22 protein-coding genes are annotated in these 21,136 nt (G+C 67.2%); 11 read left to right on the forward strand and 11 right to left on the reverse strand.

The window, feature by feature from the left end; genetic code table 11:
• Nucleotides 1-18 precede the first annotated feature (18 nt).
• Nucleotides 19-1,017 carry an Hsp33 family molecular chaperone HslO gene (hslO, locus tag ACSFCA_RS13770; protein ID WP_093050955.1) on the reverse strand — a complete coding sequence of 333 codons (999 nt, stop codon included), beginning with the start codon at nt 1,015-1,017 and terminating at the stop codon, nt 19-21.
• Between the two features lie 37 nt (nt 1,018-1,054).
• Entirely contained in the window at nt 1,055-1,579 is a 525-nt protein-coding gene (locus ACSFCA_RS13775; RefSeq protein ID WP_093050958.1) for a gamma carbonic anhydrase family protein, read from the reverse strand.
• Nucleotides 1,580-1,620: 41 nt separating this feature from the next.
• Here ACSFCA_RS13775 and ACSFCA_RS13780 point away from each other — a divergent pair, with 41 nt between their 5' ends.
• Together ACSFCA_RS13780 and ACSFCA_RS13785 are read left to right on the forward strand one after the other, a co-directional pair.
• The gene (locus ACSFCA_RS13780) at nt 1,621-2,433 is read left to right on the forward strand and encodes a ferritin-like domain-containing protein (protein WP_435459884.1); all 813 of its coding nucleotides are present in this window, start codon (nt 1,621-1,623) and stop codon (nt 2,431-2,433) included.
• Complete coding sequence (locus tag ACSFCA_RS13785; RefSeq protein ID WP_435459885.1) at nt 2,430-3,116, forward strand: pentapeptide repeat-containing protein; 687 nt, start codon at nt 2,430-2,432, stop codon at nt 3,114-3,116. The genes ACSFCA_RS13780 and ACSFCA_RS13785 overlap by 4 nt, the downstream gene beginning before the upstream one ends.
• A gap of 5 nt (nt 3,117-3,121) precedes the next feature.
• Here the strand turns inward: ACSFCA_RS13785 and ACSFCA_RS13790 are convergent, their stop codons facing one another.
• From ACSFCA_RS13790 to ACSFCA_RS13815, 6 genes are all read right to left on the reverse strand, one after another.
• Nucleotides 3,122-3,601: a MaoC family dehydratase gene (locus ACSFCA_RS13790; RefSeq protein ID WP_435459886.1), complete on the reverse strand. Its 480-nt coding sequence runs from the start codon at nt 3,599-3,601 to the stop codon at nt 3,122-3,124.
• Nucleotides 3,602-3,639: 38 nt separating this feature from the next.
• Entirely contained in the window at nt 3,640-4,773 is a 1,134-nt protein-coding gene (locus tag ACSFCA_RS13795; protein WP_435459887.1) for a thiolase family protein, read from the reverse strand.
• 94 nt (nt 4,774-4,867) lie between these two features.
• A complete protein-coding gene (locus ACSFCA_RS13800) occupies nt 4,868-5,443 on the reverse strand; it encodes a TetR/AcrR family transcriptional regulator (RefSeq protein ID WP_435459888.1) in 576 nt (191 codons plus the stop codon).
• Between the two features lie 55 nt (nt 5,444-5,498).
• Nucleotides 5,499-6,491 carry a Bug family tripartite tricarboxylate transporter substrate binding protein gene (locus ACSFCA_RS13805; RefSeq protein ID WP_258353989.1) on the reverse strand — a complete coding sequence of 331 codons (993 nt, stop codon included), beginning with the start codon at nt 6,489-6,491 and terminating at the stop codon, nt 5,499-5,501.
• Nucleotides 6,492-6,541: 50 nt separating this feature from the next.
• The gene (gene xerD / locus ACSFCA_RS13810; protein WP_435459889.1) at nt 6,542-7,450 is read right to left on the reverse strand and encodes a site-specific tyrosine recombinase XerD; all 909 of its coding nucleotides are present in this window, start codon (nt 7,448-7,450) and stop codon (nt 6,542-6,544) included.
• A gap of 70 nt (nt 7,451-7,520) precedes the next feature.
• A complete protein-coding gene (locus tag ACSFCA_RS13815; RefSeq protein ID WP_435459890.1) occupies nt 7,521-8,495 on the reverse strand; it encodes a tripartite tricarboxylate transporter substrate binding protein BugE in 975 nt (324 codons plus the stop codon).
• 107 nt (nt 8,496-8,602) lie between these two features.
• Here ACSFCA_RS13815 and ACSFCA_RS13820 point away from each other — a divergent pair, with 107 nt between their 5' ends.
• The gene (locus ACSFCA_RS13820) at nt 8,603-9,520 is read left to right on the forward strand and encodes an AEC family transporter (RefSeq protein WP_435460198.1); all 918 of its coding nucleotides are present in this window, start codon (nt 8,603-8,605) and stop codon (nt 9,518-9,520) included.
• Nucleotides 9,521-10,125: 605 nt separating this feature from the next.
• Here the strand turns inward: ACSFCA_RS13820 and ACSFCA_RS13825 are convergent.
• Both ACSFCA_RS13825 and ACSFCA_RS13830 read right to left on the reverse strand, forming a co-directional pair.
• Nucleotides 10,126-10,875, reverse strand: a complete 750-nt coding sequence (locus ACSFCA_RS13825; protein WP_435460199.1) for a sulfite exporter TauE/SafE family protein — start codon at nt 10,873-10,875, stop codon at nt 10,126-10,128.
• A 43-nt stretch (nt 10,876-10,918) separates the two neighbouring features.
• Nucleotides 10,919-12,181: an MFS transporter gene (locus tag ACSFCA_RS13830; RefSeq protein WP_435459891.1), complete on the reverse strand. Its 1,263-nt coding sequence runs from the start codon at nt 12,179-12,181 to the stop codon at nt 10,919-10,921.
• Nucleotides 12,182-12,270: 89 nt separating this feature from the next.
• Between ACSFCA_RS13830 and ACSFCA_RS13835 the strand changes: the two genes are divergently transcribed.
• The 4 genes from ACSFCA_RS13835 to ACSFCA_RS13850 all read left to right on the forward strand — a co-directional run bounded on the left by ACSFCA_RS13835 (nt 12,271) and on the right by ACSFCA_RS13850 (nt 15,495).
• Entirely contained in the window at nt 12,271-13,152 is an 882-nt protein-coding gene (locus ACSFCA_RS13835; protein WP_435459892.1) for an AraC family transcriptional regulator, read from the forward strand.
• Between the two features lie 63 nt (nt 13,153-13,215).
• On the forward strand, nt 13,216-13,902 hold the full coding sequence (locus ACSFCA_RS13840; RefSeq protein ID WP_435459893.1) for a phosphatase PAP2 family protein: 687 nt from the start codon (nt 13,216-13,218) through the stop codon (nt 13,900-13,902).
• Between the two features lie 145 nt (nt 13,903-14,047).
• Nucleotides 14,048-14,290, forward strand: a complete 243-nt coding sequence (locus ACSFCA_RS13845) for an acyl carrier protein (RefSeq protein WP_093050999.1) — start codon at nt 14,048-14,050, stop codon at nt 14,288-14,290.
• Nucleotides 14,287-15,495 (forward strand): beta-ketoacyl-[acyl-carrier-protein] synthase family protein, encoded by a 1,209-nt coding sequence (locus tag ACSFCA_RS13850; protein ID WP_258353983.1) that lies wholly within the window; start codon nt 14,287-14,289, stop codon nt 15,493-15,495. The genes ACSFCA_RS13845 and ACSFCA_RS13850 overlap by 4 nt, the downstream gene beginning before the upstream one ends.
• On the opposite strand, the gene ACSFCA_RS13855 is transcribed toward ACSFCA_RS13850, so the two are convergent.
• Nucleotides 15,492-16,400 (reverse strand): LysR substrate-binding domain-containing protein, encoded by a 909-nt coding sequence (locus ACSFCA_RS13855; RefSeq protein ID WP_258353982.1) that lies wholly within the window; start codon nt 16,398-16,400, stop codon nt 15,492-15,494. The genes ACSFCA_RS13850 and ACSFCA_RS13855 overlap by 4 nt on opposite strands.
• Nucleotides 16,401-16,524: 124 nt before the next feature.
• On the opposite strand from ACSFCA_RS13855, the gene ACSFCA_RS13860 reads away from it, so the two are divergent.
• From ACSFCA_RS13860 to ACSFCA_RS13875, 4 genes are all read left to right on the forward strand, one after another.
• Nucleotides 16,525-17,880, forward strand: a complete 1,356-nt coding sequence (locus ACSFCA_RS13860; RefSeq protein WP_435459894.1) for a M20/M25/M40 family metallo-hydrolase — start codon at nt 16,525-16,527, stop codon at nt 17,878-17,880.
• Nucleotides 17,881-17,975: 95 nt separating this feature from the next.
• Nucleotides 17,976-18,428: a DUF2501 domain-containing protein gene (locus tag ACSFCA_RS13865; RefSeq protein WP_258353980.1), complete on the forward strand. Its 453-nt coding sequence runs from the start codon at nt 17,976-17,978 to the stop codon at nt 18,426-18,428.
• A gap of 82 nt (nt 18,429-18,510) precedes the next feature.
• Nucleotides 18,511-20,232, forward strand: a complete 1,722-nt coding sequence (locus ACSFCA_RS13870; protein ID WP_258353979.1) for a SulP family inorganic anion transporter — start codon at nt 18,511-18,513, stop codon at nt 20,230-20,232.
• A 13-nt stretch (nt 20,233-20,245) separates the two neighbouring features.
• Nucleotides 20,246-21,130: a LysR substrate-binding domain-containing protein gene (locus tag ACSFCA_RS13875; RefSeq protein WP_093051019.1), complete on the forward strand. Its 885-nt coding sequence runs from the start codon at nt 20,246-20,248 to the stop codon at nt 21,128-21,130.
• The last annotated feature ends 6 nt before the right edge of the window (nt 21,131-21,136 follow it).

The raw sequence follows: 21,136 nt of genomic DNA on the forward strand, positions 1-21,136 counted from the left end.
GCCCGATCGGCTTCCTGCTTACTGAACGACCGGGCTACCCGGAATCTGGTCACCCAACGGCTTGAACAGCTGCGCTGCATCGACCGCATCGAAGCGGTACTGCTTGCCGCAGAAGTCGCAGCCCACCTCGATGTCGCCGCGCTCGGCGAGGATGCTCTCGGCCTCCTCCACACCCAGCCCGCGAATCATCTGCGCCACGCGCTCACGCCCGCAGGTGCAGGCGAAGTGCGGGCCCAGCAGGCCGGCCTGTGGCTCGAAGCGCAGCAGCTTTTCTTCCCAGAACAGGCGGCGCAGGATGGTCTCGATGTCGAGCGTCAGCAGCTCGTCGCGCGTCAGGCTCGACGCGAGGATCGAGATGCGGTTGTAGTCCTCGTTGCGACCGATCTGGTCTTCGTTGGCCTGGTCGTGGTCCTTGTCGGAGGTGCCTTCGAGGTTGCCCTCGCCCTTCACCGGCAGGCGCTGGATCAGCAGGCCCGCGGCCACCTTGTCGTCGGCAGCAAGCACCAGCGTGGTGTCGAGCTGCTCGCTTTGCAGCATGTAGTGCTGCAGCACGTCGCTGAGCTTGCCGAGCTTCTCGCCCTCGTCGCCGAAGAGCGGCACCACGCCCTGGTAGGGGGTGGCGCCCGGCAGCTTGTCCTTGGGGTCGAGCGTGATGGCGCATCGGCCCTTGTTGTTCACGTTGACCATGTCGGGCAGGCGCGCGTCGGCGGGCAGGTCGCCGATCACCTTGGCGGTGGCGCGCAGGCTCAGGTCGGGCTTGGCCTCAGCCACCGCGACCTTCACGGGACCGTCGCCGAAGATCTGCAAGATGAGCGCGCCGTTGAACTTGATGTTGGCCTGCATCAGCGTAGCGGCAGCCGTCATCTCGCCGAGCAGTTCGGCCACGGGCGGCGGGTAGGCGCCGGTGGCGGTGTTGGAGGCGCGCCGCGCAAGGATCTCCTGCCACGCATCTGTCAGGCGCACGATCATGCCGCGCACCGGCAGGCCATCGAACAGGAATTTGTGCAGCTCGCTCAAAACGTCTTCTTTCTCTGTGTGCCTGCAACCGGGGCGGTCAGGCGATCTTTTTCAGGCCCTTCGCGAAGCGACGGGCGTTCAACACATAGTGTTCGGCACCCTGGCGCAGCTTGGCGGCCGCGGCGTCGTCGAGGGTGCGCACCACCTTGGCCGGCGAGCCCATGATGAGAGAGTTGTCGGGAAACTCCTTGCCCTCGGTCACGACGCTGCCGGCGCCAACGATCGAATTGCGGCCGATCCTCGCGTTATTCAAGACCACGGCCTGGATGCCGATCAGCGTGTTGTCGCCGATGGTGCAGCCATGCAGCATCACCTGGTGGCCGATGGTCACGTTGTCGCCTACGGTCAGCGGGCAGCCGATGTCGGCGTGCAGCACCGACAGGTCCTGGATGTTGCTGTTGCGCCCGACGGTCAGCAACTCGGTGTCGCCGCGCAGCACTGCGCCGAACCACACGTTGGCGTTGTCCGCCAGCTTGACGTTGCCCATGACTTCCGCGCTGTCGGCCACCCATGCTCCTTCGCCCATCTGGGGGGCCACGCCGTCGAGTTCGTAGAGCGCCATTGCTTTCAGTCCATGGAAGGTCAAAAACTAGAATTGTAGGGATGCACCCCCGATTGAGCGCGCTCGCCGCGCTACGCCTGACAGACCCTGACGAAAAGGTGGCTGCAACGCGCGCCATATCTTTGCCCGGCGCTACCGATTCCATAGCAACCGACCCGATCCGCACAGCCGGCGACGATGTTGGCGTGCCCGGCCGCCCGGAACGACCGCTGCGCGTGGCCGCCACCGCCGTGCAAAAACGCTCGCCGTTCACCACCGAAGGACGGGCCGCGCTGATCCATTCGATCTGCCACATCGAGTTCAACGCGATCAACCTCGCGCTCGACGCCGTGTGGCGCTACGACGGCATGCCCGAGGCCTACTACCGCGACTGGCTGCGCGTGGCCGACGAAGAGGCTCTGCACTTCACGCTGCTGCACACGCACCTGCAGGACATGGGCTGGCGCTACGGCGACTTCCCCGGCCACGACGGCCTGTGGAACATGTGCGAGAAAACGAAGGACGACGTGCTCGCCCGCATGGCGCTGGTGCCGCGCACGCTGGAGGCGCGCGGGCTCGACGCCACGCCGCTCATCCAGGGCAAGCTCAAGCGCGTGAACACGCCCGATGCGCTGCGTGCGGTGGAGATCCTCGACATCATCCTGCGCGACGAAGTGGGCCACGTGGCCATCGGCAACCACTGGTACCGCTGGCTGTGCGATGGCGCGGGCCTCGATGCGGAGGCAACCTACCCCGCCCTGGTGGCGCGCTACGACGCACCGCGCCACAAACCGCCTTTCAACCTCGAGGCACGCAGCCGGGCGGGCTTCAGCCCCGAAGAATTGCGTGCGCTGACCGACTCCCGCCCCGAATGAGCAACGTGATTTCCGACCAGACCTGGTCACGCCCCGACCTGCTGGCCTGCCTGCAAGACCGCAAGGGCGCCGAGCCGCTGCATTTCGAACGCTGCGATTTCGACGAGGCCGACCTGTCCCGCCTCGACCTGCGCGGCGCGCAGTTCACGCTCTGCAACTTCGCCGAAACCTCGTTCGATCGCACGCTGCTGTCGGAGACGCGCTGGGCCGGGTGCAGGGCACGCCAGGCCGACTTCGGCCTCGCGGACCTGACGAACGCGCGCTTCCAGGACTGCGACCTGAACAACACGCAGTGGATGCGCGCCAAGCTGGCCTCGGCATTCTTCAGCGGCGTAAAGCTCACGGGCGCGCACTTCGGCGAAGTCTCGGCGCTGGGCATCGGCTTCAAGGATTCGCTGCTGGTCGATGCGCACCTGCGCGGCATGTCGTTCCGCAAGCAGAAGCTCGAACAGCTCGACTTCTCGGAGGCCGACCTGTCGGGCTGCGATTTCCGCGAGGCTGTGTTCGAAGGTGGCAGCCTGCGCAACGCACACCTGAAGCTCGCGCGCTTCGAAGGCGCCGATTTGCGCGAGGTCGATCTCGGCGGGCTGCGGCTCGCTAACGCGGCCCAGTTCAAGGGTGCCACCATCTCGCACCGGCAGGCCGCCTCGCTGGTCGAGGAACTGGGCCTGCGCGTGGTCTGAAGAACTCAGGCCGACGTGGGCCTGCTGTGCACCACCAGCTTCGGCGTGAAGGCCTGAAGCACTTCGCCGCGCTGGTTGAGCGTCTGGCAGCGCATCGTCACCATCGCGCGACTAGGCTTGGAGCGCGAGGGCGTGATGTCGACCACCTCGCTCACCACGTGCAGCACGTCACCTGGGCGCGTCGGCTTGGGCCACTGGAGCTCGCCGCCCGAGCCGATGATGCCGTCGGCCAGGGGAATACCGCTGTCGACCAGCAGCTTCATCGTGAGCGCGGCCGTGTGCCAGCCGCTCGCGGCGAGGCCGCCAAAGAAGGTGGCTTTGGCGGCCTCTTCGTCGGTGTGGAAAGGCTGCGGATCGAACTGCTGCGCGAAGGCCTTGATCTGCGCCACATCCAGCGCGTGCTCGCCGCTGGTGAAGCGGTCGCCGACCGCCAGGTCTTCGAGATACAGCTTGTGCTTCGCGCCGGCCTCAGTGCTTGCAGTCATCGGGTCTCCTTGTGGTTTCCGCCCACATTCTCGGACGCTCAGACGCGCTCGAGAATCGTCGCAATGCCCTGCCCGCCGCCGATGCACTGCGTGGCCAGCGCGTAGCGGCCCTTCTCGCGCGCCAGCAGCGACGCCGCCTTGCCCGTAATGCGCGCACCCGTCGCACCCAACGGATGGCCGATGGACAAGCCGCCGCCGTCGAGGTTGATCTTCGCCGGGTCGAGCCCGAGGTCGCGGATGCAGGCCAGCGCCTGCGAGGAGAAGGCCTCGTTGATCTCGATCACGTCGAGGTCGGCCGCGCTCAGGCCGGCGCGCGCCAGCGCCTTGCGGGTCGCGGGAATCGGGCCGATGCCCATGATGGCCGGGTCGACGCCCACTGTCGCAAACGACCGGATGCGCGCCAGCGCCTGCAGGCCATGCTTGGCGGCAAAGGCATCGCTGGTGACGAGCACCACGGCCGCTCCATCGGTCAGCGGCGACGAGGTGCCGGCAGTCACAACGCCATCGGGGCGGAACGCGGGCTTCAGGTTCGCCAGCGCCTCGGCCGAAGTCGTGGGCCGGATGCAGCCGTCGGCATCGACGATGTCGCCCGATGCCAGGCTCACGGGCACGATCTCGCCTGCCAGGCGCCCCTGCGCGCGCGCCTCGGCCGCCTTGCGGTGTGACTCCACAGCAAAGGCCTCCTGGTCGGTGCGGCTCACGTTCCAGCGTTGCGCCACGTTCTCGGCCGTCTCGCCCATCGAGATGTAGGCGTCGGTGTTCTCCTTCAGCTCGGGGCTCGGCGAAAAGTTGAAACCGCCCTGCGGCACCATCGTCATCGACTCCACGCCGACGCACAGGAAGGCGTCGCCCATGCCCGCCTCGATCTGCGCGGCAGCAATGTGCACGGCCTGCATCGACGAGCCGCAGAAGCGGTTCACCGTCATGCCGCCCACCTCGTGCGGCAGGCCGGCCAGCAACCCGACGATGCGCGCGAGGTTGTTGCCTTGCGAGGCTTCGGGGTACGCGCAGCCGAGGATGACGTCTTCGAGCAGCGCAGGGTCGAGGTCTGTGCGCTGCAGCAGGCCGCGCACCACGCCGGCGGCGAGCGTGTCGGGCCGCACCTCGGCGAGTGCGCCTTTCTTCGAGAAATGAAAAGGGGAACGGGCGTAGGCGGAAATGACGGCTTTCATGGGTTGCTCCAGCAGGTTTTGTCTACCATCCAATCGGTAGGCTGTTAGGTCAAAAAATAGGCACGCCGAGGCGTGCCTGCATCAAGCCTGGCGGTCAGCCAGGCAGTGAACTCCTGAGTTGCGCGACAGCTTCGTCGAAGTCGTCCACGCGCCCTGTCATGCGCGCCGACAACAACGCGCCCTGGCAGACCGAAAACACGTACGCGGCCAGCGAAGCGACAGACGTGCCCTTCTTCTTCGCCGGCATCAGCGCACCGAGCACGCCGGTGAGCCACGTCACCTGCGTGTTGCGCAGCTCCTGCACGGCCTGGCGCAGCTCGTCGTTGATGACGCCCCAGCCGGGCGCCAGCGCCCCGGCGGGACACACGCCCGAGCCGGCCCTGAGCGTGTTGCGGTACATGCGGAAATACGATTCGAGCGCGTCCTTCGGCTCGCGCGCCCGGGCGGCGTCCCAGTCCTTGAAGCCCTGCGTGGCCGCGCGAATCACTGCGACGCCCAGCGCCTCCTTGGTCGGGAAGTGGTGGTACAGGCTGGCCTTGCGCACGCCAACCGCGTCTGCCACGTCCTGGAAGCTGAAGCCCAGGTAGGAACGCGTTTCGATGAACCCGCGCGCCACCGCGAGGATCTGCTCGCGGGTGCTGCCGGTGGCAAGGGCGGTGGCGCTGGTCATCTACCTACTATAAGGTAGGGAAAATCAAACCACAAGTCGAGGTGTCATTCAGGCGTCAGTCGGCCTTGATGCCCGCGGCCTTCACGATGCGGCCGTTGCTTTCGAACTCGCTGGCGATCTCTTTCGCAAACGCGGCCGCGGTGCCGCCGGTCGGCACGTTGTCGGTGGCCGTGAGCTTGGCGCGCAGTTCAGGGCTGGCCAGCGCCTTGTTGATCTCGGCGTTGTACTTCGCAACCAGAGCGCTCGGCGTGGCAGCGGGCGCGAACACGCCGAACAGCGAATTGATATTGGCCGCCTTGTAGCCCAGCTCGCCCAGCGTAGGCACCTGCGGCAGGCTCTCGAGGCGCGCAGGCGCGCCCACCGCCAGCGGGCGCAGCTTGCCCGACTGGATGTGCGACGACAGCGTCGGGCTCGCGTTGGTCGAAAGAATCTCGAACTGCCCGCCGATTGCATCGTTGAGCTGCTGGCCGCCGCCCTTGTAGGGCACGTGCGTGATGTCGACGCCCGCCGCCGCACGCAGCTGCTCCAGCACGATGTGCCCGAGCGAGGCCGGCCCCGACGTGGCCCAGCGCACCGCACCCGGATGCGCCTTGGCATCGTCGATCAACGCGCGGAAATCCTTTGCCTTGCTGGCCGGCGTGGCAATCAGCAGCACCGGCGAATACATCACGCTCGCCACCGGCGCCACGTCTTTCAGCGGGTCGAAGGACAGCTTGCCCAGATGCGGGCTCAGCACCAGCGGGCTGATGGCCGAGAAGCCCAGCGTCGCGCCGTCGGGCGCGGCCTTGGCGACGGCGTCCATGCCGATGGCACCGCTAGCGCCGGCGCGGTTGTCCACGATCACCGTGATGCCCATCTGCGCTGCGAGCCGGTCGCCCAGTGCGCGCGCGACCACGTCGCTGACGCCGCCCGCCGGATAGGCGACGATGAGCCGCACGGTCTTGGGCACGGCCTGCGCGTGCGCACCGGAAGCGGCGCACAGCGCGGCCGCGGCAAGAAGGCGGGTTGCCACGCGGTGCGAAGGCTTCGATGAAGCAAGGAAATTCATGGTGTCTGTCGTTCGTCTGCAGGTGTTGCGTCGCTTCTCATTGTCCGCCTTCATCCACGCGGATGGTGCTGCGCATGCAGCTGCTTCAGGCGCTCGCGCGCCACGTGCGTGTAGATCGTCGTCGTCGAGATGTCGGCATGCCCCAGCAGCAACTGCACCGCGCGCAAATCGACCCCGTGGTTCAGCAAATGCGTGGCGAAGGCATGGCGCAGTGTGTGCGGCGACAGCGGCACGTGGATGCCCGCTGCAGTGGCGTGTTTCTTCACGATGATCCAGAACATCACGCGCGTCATGCCCGCGCCGCGTGCGGTCACGAACAAGTCCGGCGTCTGCTGCCCATCGAGGATGACGGGGCGCGACTCCTCCAGGTAGCGCTCGATCCAGCGCCGCGCCTCGCCGCCGAAGGGCACGAGCCGCTCCTTGTTGCCCTTGCCCAGCACGCGCAGCACGCCGTCGTTCAGGCTCATGTCGATGGCCTTGAGCGCCACCAGCTCGCTCACGCGCAGGCCGCTCGCATACATCAGCTCCAGCATCGCGCGGTCGCGCAGGCCGAGCGGCGACTCGACGTCCGGCGCGGCCAGCAAGTCGTCGACCTGCTTTTCCGACAGTGTCTTGATGGCACGCGGCATCTGCCGCGCGGGCGCGAGCCGGATGCTCGGGTCGGCCACGATACGCCGCTCGCGCAGCGCCCAGCGGTAGTAGCGCTTGAACACGGTGAGACGGCGGTTGGCCGAAGTGGCCTTGCCCTTGGTGGACAGGCGCACGCCCATGTAGGCCTGCAGGTCGTTCTCTTTCGCGGCATCGAGCCCGGCGCCGTTGCGCTGCGCGTGCAGCCACTGCGCGAACAGCGCGAGGTCGCGGCGGTAGGCGGCCAGCGTGTTCTTGGACAGCCCGTCTTCGAGCCAGAGGGCGTCGATGAAGTCGTCGATGTCGGGTGTCTGCGTGGCTGCCTCGGTCATGCCTTGCAAGATAACAAAAGAAAAAGCCGCCCGGCATGCGGGCGGCTTTCTTTCGTGCAAAGAAGAGCTATCAGTCGAGCTTCAGGTTCTGCTTCTTCACGACCTGCTTGTAGACCTCGTACTCGGCCTTGATCTGCGCGGCGAACTGCTCGGGCGAGTTGGCCACGATCAGCGAGCCCGTGTCCTCGATGCGCTTGCGCACCGCCGGTTCTTCCACGGCCTTCTTCACGCCGGCGCTGATCTTGTCGACCACTTCCTTCGGCAGGCCCTTGGGGCCGAGGATGCCGTAGTACGCCATGCGGTTCACCGGCTCAAGACCCACTTCCTTGAAGGTCGGCACGTTGGGCAGCGCGGCCAGGCGCTGCGGCGCCGACACCACGATGGGGATCAGCCGGCCGCTGGTGATGAAGGGCATGGCCGAGGGAATGTTGTCGAACATGATCGGCACCTGGCCGGCCACCACGTCGTTCAGCGCCGGGCCCGCGCCGCGGTACGGGATGTGCGTGACGAAGGTGTTGGTCAGGCTCTTGTAGAGCTCCATCAGCAGGTGGCCGATGCCGCCTGTGCCCGACGAGGCGTACGAATACTTGCCGGGGTTCTTCTTCAGCTCGGCCACGAACTCGGCGTAGTTCTTGGCCGGGAAGCTCGGGTTGACGGCAATGATGTTCGGCGTGGCCGCGATGTTGATGATCGGCGTGAAGTCGTTGATCGGGTCGTACGGCGTCTTCGGGTTGATGGCCGGGTTGGCCGCCGTGCTCGACACTGTGGCAATGCCGAGCTTGTAGCCGTCGGGCGTGGCGCGTGCCGTTTCGGCCGCGCCCACGATGCCGCCGCCACCTGCGCGGTTGATCACCACCACGGGCTGGCCCAGCACCTTGCCCAGCGGATCGGAGATCACGCGCGCCACGATGTCCGTCGTGCCGCCTGGTGCGAAGGGCACGCTCAGTTCGACGGGCTTGTTGGGGTAACCCTGCGCAAAGCTCTGACCCGCGATGGCGACCAGTGCGGCGCCTCCCACCAGCGCGCTCCATTGACGACGTTGCATCGAAAACTCCTTGGTATTTGAATGAATGATGTCGAAAAACAAAGCCCGGATGCTAGCGGTTCAGAAGCGCTCTCCGTGCTGTGGATTACCCATGGTCAAGCGGGTTTATCCTCGAAGCGGTGAATTACGCTCAGCTGCTTTTCCCCGACTTCTCCCTCATCGCCATCGGCTGGCTCCTGTGCCGCTACACCGCGCTCGACCGCCGCGTGTGGGACCAGGTCGAGAGCCTCGTCTACTACTTTCTTTTTCCCGTACTGCTGTTCCATTCAATCGTGCGCAGCCCGCTCGACTTCGGTGCGACATCGAGCCTGCTCACGGCGGGCGTCGGCGTTGGTGCCTGCGGCATCGCGATGGCTTATGCCCTGCCCTTCGTTCCGGGCCTGCGCACGCACATCGACCGGCGCGACCACGCGGCCAGCGCGCAAGTCGCGTTCCGCTTCAACTCGTTCATCTGCCTGGCGCTGGCGGAGCGGCTGGCGGGCCCAGAAGGCCTGTTGCTGATCGCTGTGCTGATCGGTGTGTGCGTGCCTATCTTCAACATCGCGGCCGTGTGGCCGATGACGCGACATGCGCAGACCGGGTTCGTGCGGCAACTGGTGCGCAACCCACTGATCGTCGCGACGGTGGCAGGGCTGCTGGCGAATGTGCTGGGCTTGACTGTGCCTGCCTGGGTGACGCCCACATTGACGCGCATCGGGGCTGCGTCGCTCGCATTGGGGTTGCTGGCTGCGGGGGCGGGGATGAAGTTTTCCACGCTGGGGGCTGGGAAGGTGCTGGCTGTTTCGGTGTTGGCGATACGGCATCTGTTCTTGCCGCTTATTGCCTGGGGGCTGGCGCTTTGGTTGCGGCTGGATGCTACGCACGCTGCCGTGTTGATGGCTTTTTCTGCTGTGCCTACGGCTTCCAGTGCTTATGTGCTGGCTGCTCGGATGGGGTACAACGGGCCTTATGTGGCGGGGTTGGTGACGTTGTCTACCTTGTTGGGGGTTGTTAGTTTGCCGTTTGCTTTGGCTCTGCCTCGGTGAAGTGCTGTCTTCTGTAGTGCGTTCCGGGGCCGGGTCTCGCCCCGGCGGGCGAGCTACTTTCTTTTGCTTCGCCAAAAGAAAGTAGCCAAAGAAAAGGCGACCCTACTGTCTGCGTCCCTACGCTTCGCTACGGGCAACCTGCGGTGCTCGACGTAGACGGGGGGCCGCAGAACTCGCTTCGCTCAAACAGCTGCGGCCCTGATCCCGTCTACGTCTGCGCTCCTCGGCGCAGCCAGAAGGGATTGGGGAACCCAGCAGGCCATCGCTGCGCTCGGCTCTCGAATACCCAACAGCCAATACCAACCACCGCAGGCGCGCAGCGCCTGCGGTGGCATGGTGGCCGAGCGAAGCAAAGGCCCGCCCATCTCCCCCTCCCCTCTGGCTGCGCCGAGGAGCGCAGCGTTTCGCGGATCAGGGCTCGCCCTTGTCTGAGCGAAGCGAGTTTGGGCGAGACCCCGCGAAACGCGAGCACCGCAGGTTGCCCCTTCGCGCAGCGAAGGGGTCGCAGACAGTGGGGTCGCCTTTCTTTTGCCTACTTTTCTTTGGCGAAGCAAAGAAAAGTAGGTCGCCCGCCGGGGCGAGTCCCGGCCCCGGAAAACAACCCCTCAGCGCCGCAACAAAGCCGGCAAAGCAGAAGCCAACAAAGCCACCCCAGAAGCAGTCAACAACCCCAACACCAACTTCCGAAACGCCACCTCACTGATCCCGATATAAAGCCGAGCCCCCAGCAACACAGGCACAGCAACAGCCAGCGCAACAAGCCCCAGCAACGGCACAACAGACCGCCCGATGCTCCCGCTGAAAACATGAATGGCAAACGCCACCATCAACATCGACAGATTGAAGTTCTGGATCACAGCCCGCTGCGTATCGCGCTGAAAGCCGCGCAAGGTGCACCAGAGCGTGGGAATGGTCCCCGAGAACCCACCGATCCCAGCCATCGCGCCCCCGATAGCCCCGGCCACGCCATCAGCCCAACGCCCACCGAACGAAACCTTCGGCAGATGCTGCGACATCAGCATCGCCGGGCACCACAGCACCAGCAGCACGCCAAGACACAGCTTGAAGACGACAAGATCAAGGTGCGGCAGCAGCCAGACACCGAACGGCACTCCGACCAGCCCGCCCAGCACAAAGGGCCAGAGAACACTCTTGTCGAATGACCGCCGCACGGTGACAGCCGCGATCACCTGCCCCGTCAGCGCGCCGAACAGCGCAAGCACCGCCGCGAGCTGCGGCTCCAGCGTCCACGCCCAGACCGACATGGCTACCAGCCCGAACGCAAAGCCCGACAGGCCCTGCACGAAACCCGCCAGTACAGCACCGGCGATCACATAGACATACAAGGCTTGCATGCGGCCGATGATATCGACCGCACTTTCAATCAAAAGAAGGGACTCAGGCCGACGCAGGCACCAGCGCCGTGCGCCGCACACGACGCACGTTGAATGCACTGGCGATCAGCACGCCCTGCACCAGCGCCAGGCCCACGATCACGCTCGTGTACTGCCCGTGGTCCATCAGCCGACCGAACACCAGCGGCGCCAAGGCCTGTCCGATGTCGAGCCCCGCATACACCACGCCGTACACGCGCCCGGTCGCATTGGGCGGCGTCGACTTCTTCACCAGCAGATCGCGCGACGGCCCGGCGACACCCGAGACAAAACCCATGGCCCCGAACAGCACCGGCACCACGACCGGCGGAAAGCTCGCGAACGCCAGCACCAGCGCCAGCGCGGCCGCAATGCCAAAACCCGCGCCCACGATGCGCTCGCAGCGCGTCGGATCGGAAGCCAGGAAGCCCCCCACCACCATGCCCGCGGCGCTCGCCACCATGTAGACCGTGAGGCACACCGCCACCAGCGCCACCGGCACCGCATGCAGTTGCCCCGCGGCCACCGGCGCGAAGGTCTGCACCACGCTGATCACCGCGGCATAGAAGAAGAAGAAACCGAAGCACATCCACACGGCCGGAATGCGCAAGAAGTCGAATTCGCCGCCGACGGGCGCAGGCTCGCCCTGCCCCGTCGCCTTGTGCACGGCCGCCGCGTCGAGCGACAGCACGCTGCGGTACGCCCACAGCACCAGCAGCACCACGAGCGCCACCACGCCCGCCGAAGCCAGCGCCACACGCCACGAGAAAGCGATTGCGATCGGCACCACGAAGGCTGGCGCCAGCGCCCAGCCCAGGCTGCCGGTGATGCCATGCACGCTGTAGGCATGGCCCAGCCGCGTCGGCGCGACCTTGCGGTTGAACAGCGTGTAGTCCACCGGATGGAACACCCCATTGCCGATGCCGCCGACCACCGCGCACAACAGCAGCATCCAGTAGCTCTGCGCCGCGGCATAGCCGAAAGCCGCCAGCCCCAGCGCCCCGAGTCCGACGAACAGCACCGGCCGCGGGCCCAGCTTGTCGACGATGAAGCCCGAGGCCGCCTGCACGATGCACGAGACCACGAAGAACACCGTGAGCACCGCGCCCAGCTCCACATAGCTCACGTTGAACGCGTCCTTCAGCCACGGGAACAGCGGCGCCAGGATGAGCTGGCTGAAATGGCTGACCGCATGAGCCAGGCCGACCAGCCCGATCAGCTTGGCGTCGGTGCGCAAGGTGTTGTTGTGAGGAGGAGAACCAGCGCTCGCGGACGAAGTGGAAGACATGGATTGCTACAAAAAAACGGGGCAGGCACCGATGCTATGCGCCGGGGACGCGGCAGAATGGCGATACAGCGACAACATTTGTCGAAACCATGCCAAGCGCCGCCTCACCCACTTCCAGGAGCGCCGCGCCCGCCAGGCCGCGCGGCGCGCTCCCCGCCCCGATCACCAGCGTTGCCTCCCTCACGCCGCACCTCTACGCCCCCGACGCGGTGCGCCCGCTGCGCGCCAAGGAGCACTTTCTCAGCGCGGACACGCTGGTCGAACTGCACGAGCACCCGTGGCCGCAGCTCACTTTTTCCACGCGCGGCGTGATCCGTTTGAGCACACAGGACGGCAGCTACATCGTGCCGCCCTCGCGCGCGCTCTGGGTGCCGGCCAACATGCCGCACAGCATCACGCTGATCGAAGACGCCGAACTGCGCACGGTCTACCTGCACGCCTGGATCGCACCCACCTGGGAAAAGTGCGAAGTGCTGGAGATCAGCCCGCTGCTGCGTGCGCTGATGCTCGCGCTCGACACCACGCCCGACGGCCTGCCACCGACCGATCCGCACGCGCCGCAGCGCGAACGCATGATCGCGCCGCTGCTGGTCGACGAGGTCGAGCGCGCCACGCAGATCCGCATCGACGTGCCGCTACCCACCGACAAGCGCCTGCGCCAGCTCTGCGAGGCGCTGCTGCGCAACCCGGCTGACCGCGCCACGCTGGCCGAGCGCGCCGCCACCATCGGTGCCAGCGAGCGCACGGTGGCGCGCCTGTTCCGCGACCAGCTCGGCATGAGTTGGCAGCAATGGCGCCAGCAGGCCGTGATGGCGCATGCGCTGCCGTTGCTGGCGCGCGGCATGGCGGTGAGCCAGGTGGCGGCCGCCAGCGGCTATGCCACCGACAGCGCGTTCTGCGCGATGTTCAAGGCCGCCACGGGCCGCTCGCCCACTTCGTTCCAGCACCGCAAGCGGCCCGCCGCCCCCTGATGCAGCGGGGCATCGCGGGGGATGCTTCATGGTGCTCTGGCAAGATCGGCGACCGACAACACCATGCACTCACCGATCCCCCTGCACATAGCGCCCGACGCCCGGCCCCCGACGTGGACTGCCGAGATCTGGTTGCGCGTGCGCCGCCATTTCCTGCTGAAAGCGGTCGGCACCACCGTCTTCACTTGGCTGTTCTTCATCGGCTACTTCCACCTGCTGCGCAACCCGGCCTTTCCGGTGGCGGTGATGCCGCTGACGCCGCTGGACCACCTGATTCCGTTCCAGCCCTACACGCTGGGCGCGTATCTCTCGCTCTGGGTGTACGTGGGCATCGCGCCGGGGCTGCAGCTCACGTTTCGCGAGCTGGTGGTCTACGGGCTGTGGATCGGGGGGCTGTGCATCACCGGCCTGAGCCTCTTCTACTTCTGGCCGACCCAGATACCCCCTATGGCCATCGACGGCACCGGCTACCCCGGTTTCGCGATGCTGCAGGGCGTGGACGCGGCGGGCAACGCCTGCCCCTCGATGCACGTGGCCGTGGCCATCTTCACCGCCATCCGCGTCGAACATGTGCTGCGCGAGGCGCGCACGCCGGCCCTGTGGCGCGTGCTGAACTGGGCCTGGTTCGCCGCCATCGCTTATTCGACGCTGGCGGTCAAGCAGCACGTGGTGCTGGACGTGGTGGCCGGCGCGCTGCTGGGTATGGCCTTCGCACTACCCTCGTTGCGCTGGCGCCCGGGGGCGCGTTAGCGAGGAGATGCCCCTCGGGTCGGAGCGGATATCATCTGCAATCACTGACCACACTCACCACTGGCCGACGAGGAAGGGATCGATTCAATGGCAACCACCACACGGTGGCAATCGATCAACGGCACATGACGACAGGCATTGCACGATGAGTTCGCTGAAGGAATTGCAGGACCTGATCCACGAGAAGTACGGCATCGAACCGTCGAAGCTCGACCCCCACGCCTCGATGCGGGAAACCGGCGGACTCGATTCGCTGGCCCTCGCCGAGTTTCTGTTCGCCATCGAAGACCACTTCGGCATCACCATGCCCGACGAGGACGCGAGCATCGACACCCTGGCCGAACTCGCGCTGCTGGTCGACAAGGTACGAGCCGCGAAAGTCGCGTGAACCACGAGGTCGCCGTCACCGGACTGGGTGTCATGGCGCCGCACGGCGGCGAGCCCGACGCGTTGTTCCAGGCCCTGCTGGATGGCCGATCGGCCATCCAGCCCATCTTTGCGGATCTGCCTAAGCCAGCCGCCGCGGCCACCGTGGCCTTCGACGAAACCCGCTGGTTCACCAAGCTGCAGCTCGCGGGCGTCGACCGCGTGAGCCAGCTGGCCGTGGCCGCCGCCGACATGGCGATGCGCGACGCGGGCCTGGCCGTTGCCGACGCTGACCCGGAGCGCGTGGGCGTCTTTGCCGGCTGCGGCATGGGTGGCGCCGCAGCGCTCGAAGCGGCCTACCGCGGCAATGGTCGCGTGTCGCCGCTCACCATTCCCGCCTTCATGCCCAACGCGCCGGCCGCCCACGTGGCGATGCGCCAGGGTGTTCAGGGCCCGGTGCTCACCTACTCGGTCGCCTGCGCTTCTTCTTCGGCCGCGATTGCCGAAGCGGCCAAGGCCGTGCAGCGCGGCGAGGTCGACATCGCCATTGCCGGCGGCAGCGAAGCGCTGATCGTGCCGGGCGTGGTCGTGGCCTGGCAGGCCATGCAGACGCTGGCCACCTTCCAGCCCGGCGAAGCGGCCGGCGCGGTGCGGCCTTTCGCAACCGACCGTAGCGGCTTTGCGCTCGGCGAAGGCGCAGCCTTCCTGATCCTCGAATCCGCCGAGCGGGCACGCGCACGCGGCGCCCGCAGCTACGCCACGCTGGCCGGCTGGGGGCTGAGCAGCGACGCCACCCACCTCACCAAGCCCGACGCACCGGGCCAGGCCCGAGCGCTGCGCACCGCCCTGCGCCAGGCCGGCCTGCAGCCGCGCGACGTGGGCTATTGCAACGCCCACGGCACGGCCACGCGCATCGGCGACGTGGTCGAGCGCAATGCGCTGGCCGAGGTGTGGGGCGACGAGCTCGACACGCTGCGCGTGAGTTCGACCAAGGCGCTGCATGGCCACCTGCTGGGCGCGGCGGGCGCGCTCGAAGCGCTAATCACCGTGCTGGCGCTGCACCAGCGGCAACTGCCGCCCAACGCCAACTGCCGCGAGATCGACGCAGACTGCAGGCTGAACCTCGTGACGCAAGACGACGCGGCAGCGCCGTCGCTCGAAGCCGCCATCAGCAACTCGTTCGCCTTCGGCGGCACGAACTCCGTGCTGCTTTTCCGCCGCGCCTAGGCCGGCGAGGTCTCTGGCAGCGCGGCCGCCGCGCACAGCCAGGCCACGAAAGCGCTGACCAGCGGATCGTCCGTACGGCTCGGCGCCACGAACACGCTGTAACCCCGGCTCGACGGCGCCCGATGCGGGCAGGCCAGCACCAGCTCGCCCGAACGCAACTCGCGCTCGACGAAGTACTCGGGCACCAGCCCCACGCCCAGGTCGGCGCGCACTGCCGCGACCAGCGACGAGAACAGGTCGAAGCGGTGCCCCGTCACCAGGTTTTCGGGCCGCTGCGCATGTGTCGTCTGCTCAAACCATTCTTCCCAGGCGCCCACACGCGTGCGCAGTTGCAGCAGCGACGCTGCGCGGAAATCGCCGCGCGCCATGGCCGTTCGCCCCTTTGCCTGTGGCGAGCACACCACCACGCAGGACTCGCCCATCAACGGCAGCGCATTCGCGCCGGGCCACACCGCGTCGTCGTACTGCACGCCCACATCGAAGGACATGTCTTCCATGTAGAGGTGCGTCGGGAACACCTGCAGGTGCAGGCTGCAGCCCGGGTGCCGCGCGATGAATTCCGGCAGCCGCGGCGTCAGCCAGCCCTCGGCCAGCACCGGCACCGCACCCACCAGCAGGCGCAGGCCGTCGGTGCGCTGTGCCATGGCTTCGAGCGTGTGGTTCTGCAGCCGCAGCAGGTCGCCTGAAATCTGCCCGTGGTAGCGCCGCCCGGCCTCGGTGAGTTCGGTGCCGCGCGCCGTGCGCTGCACCAGTCGCACGCCGATCTGGGTTTCCAGCAGCCGCAGCTGCTGGCTCACCGCGCTGTGCGTGAGGCACAACTCCTCCGCGGCCTTGCCCACGCCATGGTGGCGAGCCACGGCGTCGAAGATCAGCAGCGCGCGGGTGCTGGGGATGTGGCGGCGCATGGTGGGCATTGTTAGAAAAACTGACGACGCCGAAGATTAAACCAGAGCACTCGGCTAACACAGCCGTAAGAATCGCTGAAGACGCCGCGTCGGCGTTGCTCGCCTACAAGGACATCCCCGCACCATGCCCCGCCCCGTGTCGCTTCGCCTCGCCCCGCTCGTTATTGCCCTGGCCTCCGCGGCCGCCGGCCTCGCGCACGCCCAGAGCGGCAGCGTCGCGGCCACGCCCACGCAGGTGCGGCCCGACGTGGACAAGGCCTACACACAGCTGATGGCCTCACCCTCCATCCAGAAGCTGCTGGACGCGGTCAAGGCCGACCACGATCGCTCGGTCGAAGACCTGAAGATGCTTACCGAGATCGAGGCGCCACCCTTCAAGGAACAGAAGCGCGCCGAAGCCTTCCTCGCGCGCATGAAGGCCCTTGGCCTGACGGAAGCGAAGATCGACGCCGAAGGCAACGTGGTCGGCCTGCGCAAGGGCACGGGCAACGGCCCCAAGCTGCTGATCTCGGCCCACCTCGACACCGTGTTCCCCGCCGGCACCGACGTGAAGGTGAAGGAGCGCGACGGCAAGCTCTACGCGCCCGGCATCTCCGACGACACGCGCGGCCTGTCGGTGCTGCTGTCGTGGCTCAAGGTACTGAACGACAACAAGGTCCAGACAGTGGGCGACCTGCTGTTCGTGGGCAATGTCGGCGAGGAAGAACTTGGCAACCTGCGCGGCATCAAGGCCATCTTCCGCGACAACCTCGACATCGACGGCATGGTCGGCCTGGAGCCCGCGCCAGACGGCTCGGTGCTGATGCTGGGCACGGGCAGCCACCGCTACGAAGTGACTTTCAAGGGCCCGGGCGGCCACAGCTACGGAGCCTTCGGCCAGGTGCCCAGCGCCATCCACGGCATGGGCCGCGCCATCGCCAAGATCGCAGACATCCGCACGCCGAGTTTCCCGAAGACGACGTTCACCGTCGGCACCGTGGGCGGCGGCACCTCGGTCAACACCATCGCGCCGGACGCGCGCATGGCAGTCGACATCCGCTCCGACGAAATGGCGCCGCTGCTCGAAACCGAGAAGAAGATCCTGGCCGCCATCGACGAAGCCGTGGTCGAGGAAAACAAGCGCTGGAACGTGAGCACGCTGAGCGTGAGCACCAAACTCATCGGCGACCGTCCGGGCGGTCGCACGCAATCAGACACCGTCATCGTCGAAGCCGCCACGCGCGCGAACAGCGCCTTCGGCCACAAGACGCTGCTGACGGGCGCGAGCACCGACGCCAATGTGCCGATGTCGCTGGGCATCCCGGCGATCATCATCGGCGGCGGAGGCAAGACCGGCGGCTTCCATGCGCTGTCCGAGTGGATCGACGTGACCGACGGCTGGAAGGGTGCGCAGAACTCGCTGGTGACGGTACTCGGCCTGGTCGGCGTGCAAGGCACCAGCGCCCCTCTGCTCGAGAAGCGCCCGCCGCGCACGAAGTAAGCAGGCAAGCGGGCGTGCACCGAGGGGGTGCGCCCATGGAAGTCTCCGGTATGCTGGTGGCCGCTTTCCATCACGCTTACCGACAGGAGGACACCATGCACGCTCGTTCCACCCTCATCGCCCTGGCGCTGCTCGCGGCAGGCGCCTCGGCGCAAGCCAACGACCTGCTCGACCAATTGAAGGAAAAGGCCGGCGAAGCGGCCTCCTCCAACTCGCAAGGCAGCGCCGGCGGATCCGCGCTCGGCAGCCTCGGCAGCAACCTGGGCTTCAAGATGCCCGCCATCGGCTCCAGCACCATGGGCAACGCGGCCGGCGTGCTGCAGTACTGCGTGAAGAACAACTACCTGGGCGGCGACGCGGCCTCGGTGAAAGACAAGCTGCTCGCCAAGATCACCGGGCAGAAGAAGCAGGAGACCGGCTTCGCCAGCGGCGCCAAGGGCCTGCTGCAGGGCGGCGACGGCAAGTCGCTGAACTTCAAGGGCCTGTCGTCGAAGGTGAAGGAAAAGGCCTGCGACTACGTTCTCAAGAACGCGACCTCACTGATCTGACTTCGACCCGCATTCCACATCGCTCCCGCGCGGCGCACCGCGCATGTGCCTGCAGTTTTCCCCAGTGCGCCCGCAAATCTCCATGACCCCGGCTGCCCCCTCTCCCTCCCTGCGCCAGCGCCTCGCGCGCTGGGTTCCCTGTCTCGCCTGGCCGCGCCCTTCCGCCGCGCTGCTGCGCAACGAGGCAATGGCCGGCATCACCGTGGCGCTGATGGTCATTCCGCAAGGCGTGGCGTATGCGGCGCTGGCGGGCATGCCGCTGGTCACGGGCGTGTACGCGGCGCTGTTCCCGGCGCTGATCGCGGTGATGTTCAGCTCGTCGCAGCGGTTGTCGGTCGGGCCCACGGCGCTCACCAGCCTGCTGGTCGGCGCCTCGCTCGCGCCGCTGGCGGTGGCGGGCAGCGCCGAGTGGGTGGCAATGGCGGTGTGGCTCACGCTGATGTCGGGCACCATCCAGATCGTGCTGGGCGCGGGGCGCTTCGGCTGGCTGCTGCGGCTGGTCAATTCGCCGGTGCTCATCGGCTTCACGCAGGGCGCAGCGGTGCTGATCGCCATCTCGCAATTGCCCGCGCTGCTGGGCTTCACGGGGCGCACCATTCCGCAAGTGCTGCAGGGCGGGCCGCTGCCCGATCTCGTGGCCATTGCCTTCGGGCTCGGCAGCATCGCGGTGCTGTGGCTGGGCAAGCGCATGCTGCCGCGCTTTCCGACCACGATGGCGCTGGTGGCCGGCGCCGCCGCCATCAGCTGGGTCATCGACTACGCGCTGCGCGGCGGCGCAGTGGTGGGCAGCCTGCCTTCGGGCCTGCCCTCGTTCTACTGGCCCGGCCTGTTGCCGGTGAGCACCTTCAGCGCGCTGGTGCTGCCGGCGCTGATGATCACGCTGGTGAGCTTTCTTGAAACCGCGTCGAGCGCCAAGGTCGACAACGCGCGTGCCGGCACGCTGTGGAACGAAAACCAGGACCTGATCGGCCAGGGCCTGGCCAAGCTGGCCTCGGGCTTCACGGGTGCGTTTCCTACCAGCTCGTCTTTCTCGCGCTCGGCCATCACGCTCTATGCGGGCGCGCAGACCGGCTGGGCCACGCTGTTCAGCGTGGTCGTGGTGGCCGGTGCGCTGCTGTGGCTGATGCCGCTGCTGTATCACGTGCCGCAGGCGGTGCTGGCGGCGGTGGTGGTCACGGCCATCCTCGGGCTGGTGAAGCCGGCGAGCTTCGCGGCGCTGTGGCGCATCTCACGCATCGAGGCGGGCATTGCCTTCGGCACCTTCGTGCTGACCATCGCGACTGCGCCGAGCATCTACTGGGGCGTGCTCGGCGGACTGCTGGCCGCCCTGGCGCACTACATGTATCGGCACCTGCACCCGCGCATCATCGAAGTGGGCCTGCACCCCGACGGCAGCCTGCGCGATCGCAACCTCTGGAAGCTGCCGCCGCTGGCGCCGCAGCTCTACGCGCTGCGCATGGACGCGGAACTCGACTTCGCCTCGGCCTCCACGCTGGAACGCGCGCTCACCGTGGCGCTGGCCGAGCGGCCCGAGCTCACCGACGTGTGCCTGTTCGCGCAACCCATCAATCGCATCGACATCACCGGAGCCGAGGTGTTCGGCTCGATCCGCCGGATGATGGAGTCCAAGGGCATCCGCCTGCACCTGAGCGGCCTGAAGCTGCCCGCGATGCAGGTGCTGGAGCGCGCCGGCCTGCTGGCCCCGGGGCCGATGCTGTTCAGCTACCGCACCGACGGCGAAGCGCTTGCCGCGCTGATGCCGCGCATCGGCGACATACCCGTGGCGCAGGAAGCCGAAGCCTGACCCGCCAGTGCCCATGAAGACCACCATCGAAGAACTGGTCGCGTTCCGTACGGTGGTGGACACGGGCTCGATCACGGCTGCGTCCGAGCAACTGGCGCAAACGGTCTCGGGCATCAGCCGCGCCCTGAGCCGGCTCGAACAGAAGCTCGACACCACGCTGCTTCGACGCACCACGCGGCGGCTCGAGCTCACGGAAGAAGGCGCGGCCTTTCTGCAACGCACGCGCGCCATCCTCGATGCCATCGACGACGCCGAAGAGCAGATGGCCGCGCGCCGCCAGCAGCCCGCCGGGCGCCTGCGCGTGAACGCGGCCTCGCCCTTCATGCTGCATGCCATCGTGCCGCTGGTGCCGGAGTTTCGAAGGCTCTATCCGCAGATCAGCCTCGAACTCGACACCGACGACCTGCCCATCGACCTGCTGGAGCGCCGCACCGACATCGCGATCCGCATCGGGCCGCTGCGCGATTCCACGCTGCATGCGCGGCCACTGGGTACGCACCGGCTGCGCGTGCTCGCGAGCCCGGCTTACCTCGAAGCGCACGGCAAGCCGCGCAAGGTGGCCGACCTGGCCGAGCACGCGCTGCTGGGCTTCACCCAGCCCGAGTCGCTGAACCGCTGGCCCCTGCGCGGCGTGCATGGCGACGAATGGAACATCGCGCCAACGCTGATGGCGTCGAGCGGCGAAACGCTGCGCCAGTTGGCGCTGGCCGGCGTAGGCATCGTCTGCCTGTCTGATTTCATGACGGGTGCCGACCGCGCGAGCGGCGCGCTGGTGCAGGTGCTGGCGAAAGAAACGGCGGACGTGCGCCAGCCGGTCAACGCGGTGTACTACCGCAACACGCAGCTGACGGCGCGCATCACGTCGTTCCTGGACTTCCTGTCGCAGCGCATGGCTTGAGCTGCG

Origin of the sequence: Variovorax multivorans, assembly GCF_051216835.1 — a bacterium.
GTDB lineage: Bacteria > Pseudomonadota > Gammaproteobacteria > Burkholderiales > Burkholderiaceae_C > Variovorax.

Bases quoted from the DNA above. Each gene is read 5' to 3' on its own strand.
- ACSFCA_RS13775 (WP_093050958.1), bottom strand. From the start codon at position 1,579: ATGGCGCTCTACGAACTCGACGGCGTGGCCCCCCAGATGGGCGAAGGA.
- ACSFCA_RS13780 (WP_435459884.1), top strand. From the start codon at position 1,621: ATGCACCCCCGATTGAGCGCGCTCGCCGCGCTACGCCTGACAGACCCT.
- ACSFCA_RS13785 (WP_435459885.1), top strand. From the start codon at position 2,430: ATGAGCAACGTGATTTCCGACCAGACCTGGTCACGCCCCGACCTGCTG.
- ACSFCA_RS13790 (WP_435459886.1), bottom strand. From the start codon at position 3,601: ATGACTGCAAGCACTGAGGCCGGCGCGAAGCACAAGCTGTATCTCGAA.
- ACSFCA_RS13795 (WP_435459887.1), bottom strand. From the start codon at position 4,773: ATGAAAGCCGTCATTTCCGCCTACGCCCGTTCCCCTTTTCATTTCTCG.
- ACSFCA_RS13800 (WP_435459888.1), bottom strand. From the start codon at position 5,443: ATGACCAGCGCCACCGCCCTTGCCACCGGCAGCACCCGCGAGCAGATC.
- ACSFCA_RS13805 (WP_258353989.1), bottom strand. From the start codon at position 6,491: ATGAATTTCCTTGCTTCATCGAAGCCTTCGCACCGCGTGGCAACCCGC.
- xerD (WP_435459889.1), bottom strand. From the start codon at position 7,450: ATGACCGAGGCAGCCACGCAGACACCCGACATCGACGACTTCATCGAC.
- ACSFCA_RS13815 (WP_435459890.1), bottom strand. From the start codon at position 8,495: ATGCAACGTCGTCAATGGAGCGCGCTGGTGGGAGGCGCCGCACTGGTC.
- ACSFCA_RS13825 (WP_435460199.1), bottom strand. From the start codon at position 10,875: ATGCAAGCCTTGTATGTCTATGTGATCGCCGGTGCTGTACTGGCGGGT.
- ACSFCA_RS13830 (WP_435459891.1), bottom strand. From the start codon at position 12,181: ATGTCTTCCACTTCGTCCGCGAGCGCTGGTTCTCCTCCTCACAACAAC.
- ACSFCA_RS13835 (WP_435459892.1), top strand. From the start codon at position 12,271: ATGCCAAGCGCCGCCTCACCCACTTCCAGGAGCGCCGCGCCCGCCAGG.
- ACSFCA_RS13840 (WP_435459893.1), top strand. From the start codon at position 13,216: ATGCACTCACCGATCCCCCTGCACATAGCGCCCGACGCCCGGCCCCCG.
- ACSFCA_RS13845 (WP_093050999.1), top strand. From the start codon at position 14,048: ATGAGTTCGCTGAAGGAATTGCAGGACCTGATCCACGAGAAGTACGGC.
- ACSFCA_RS13855 (WP_258353982.1), bottom strand. From the start codon at position 16,400: ATGCGCCGCCACATCCCCAGCACCCGCGCGCTGCTGATCTTCGACGCC.
- ACSFCA_RS13860 (WP_435459894.1), top strand. From the start codon at position 16,525: ATGCCCCGCCCCGTGTCGCTTCGCCTCGCCCCGCTCGTTATTGCCCTG.
- ACSFCA_RS13865 (WP_258353980.1), top strand. From the start codon at position 17,976: ATGCACGCTCGTTCCACCCTCATCGCCCTGGCGCTGCTCGCGGCAGGC.
- ACSFCA_RS13870 (WP_258353979.1), top strand. From the start codon at position 18,511: ATGACCCCGGCTGCCCCCTCTCCCTCCCTGCGCCAGCGCCTCGCGCGC.
- ACSFCA_RS13875 (WP_093051019.1), top strand. From the start codon at position 20,246: ATGAAGACCACCATCGAAGAACTGGTCGCGTTCCGTACGGTGGTGGAC.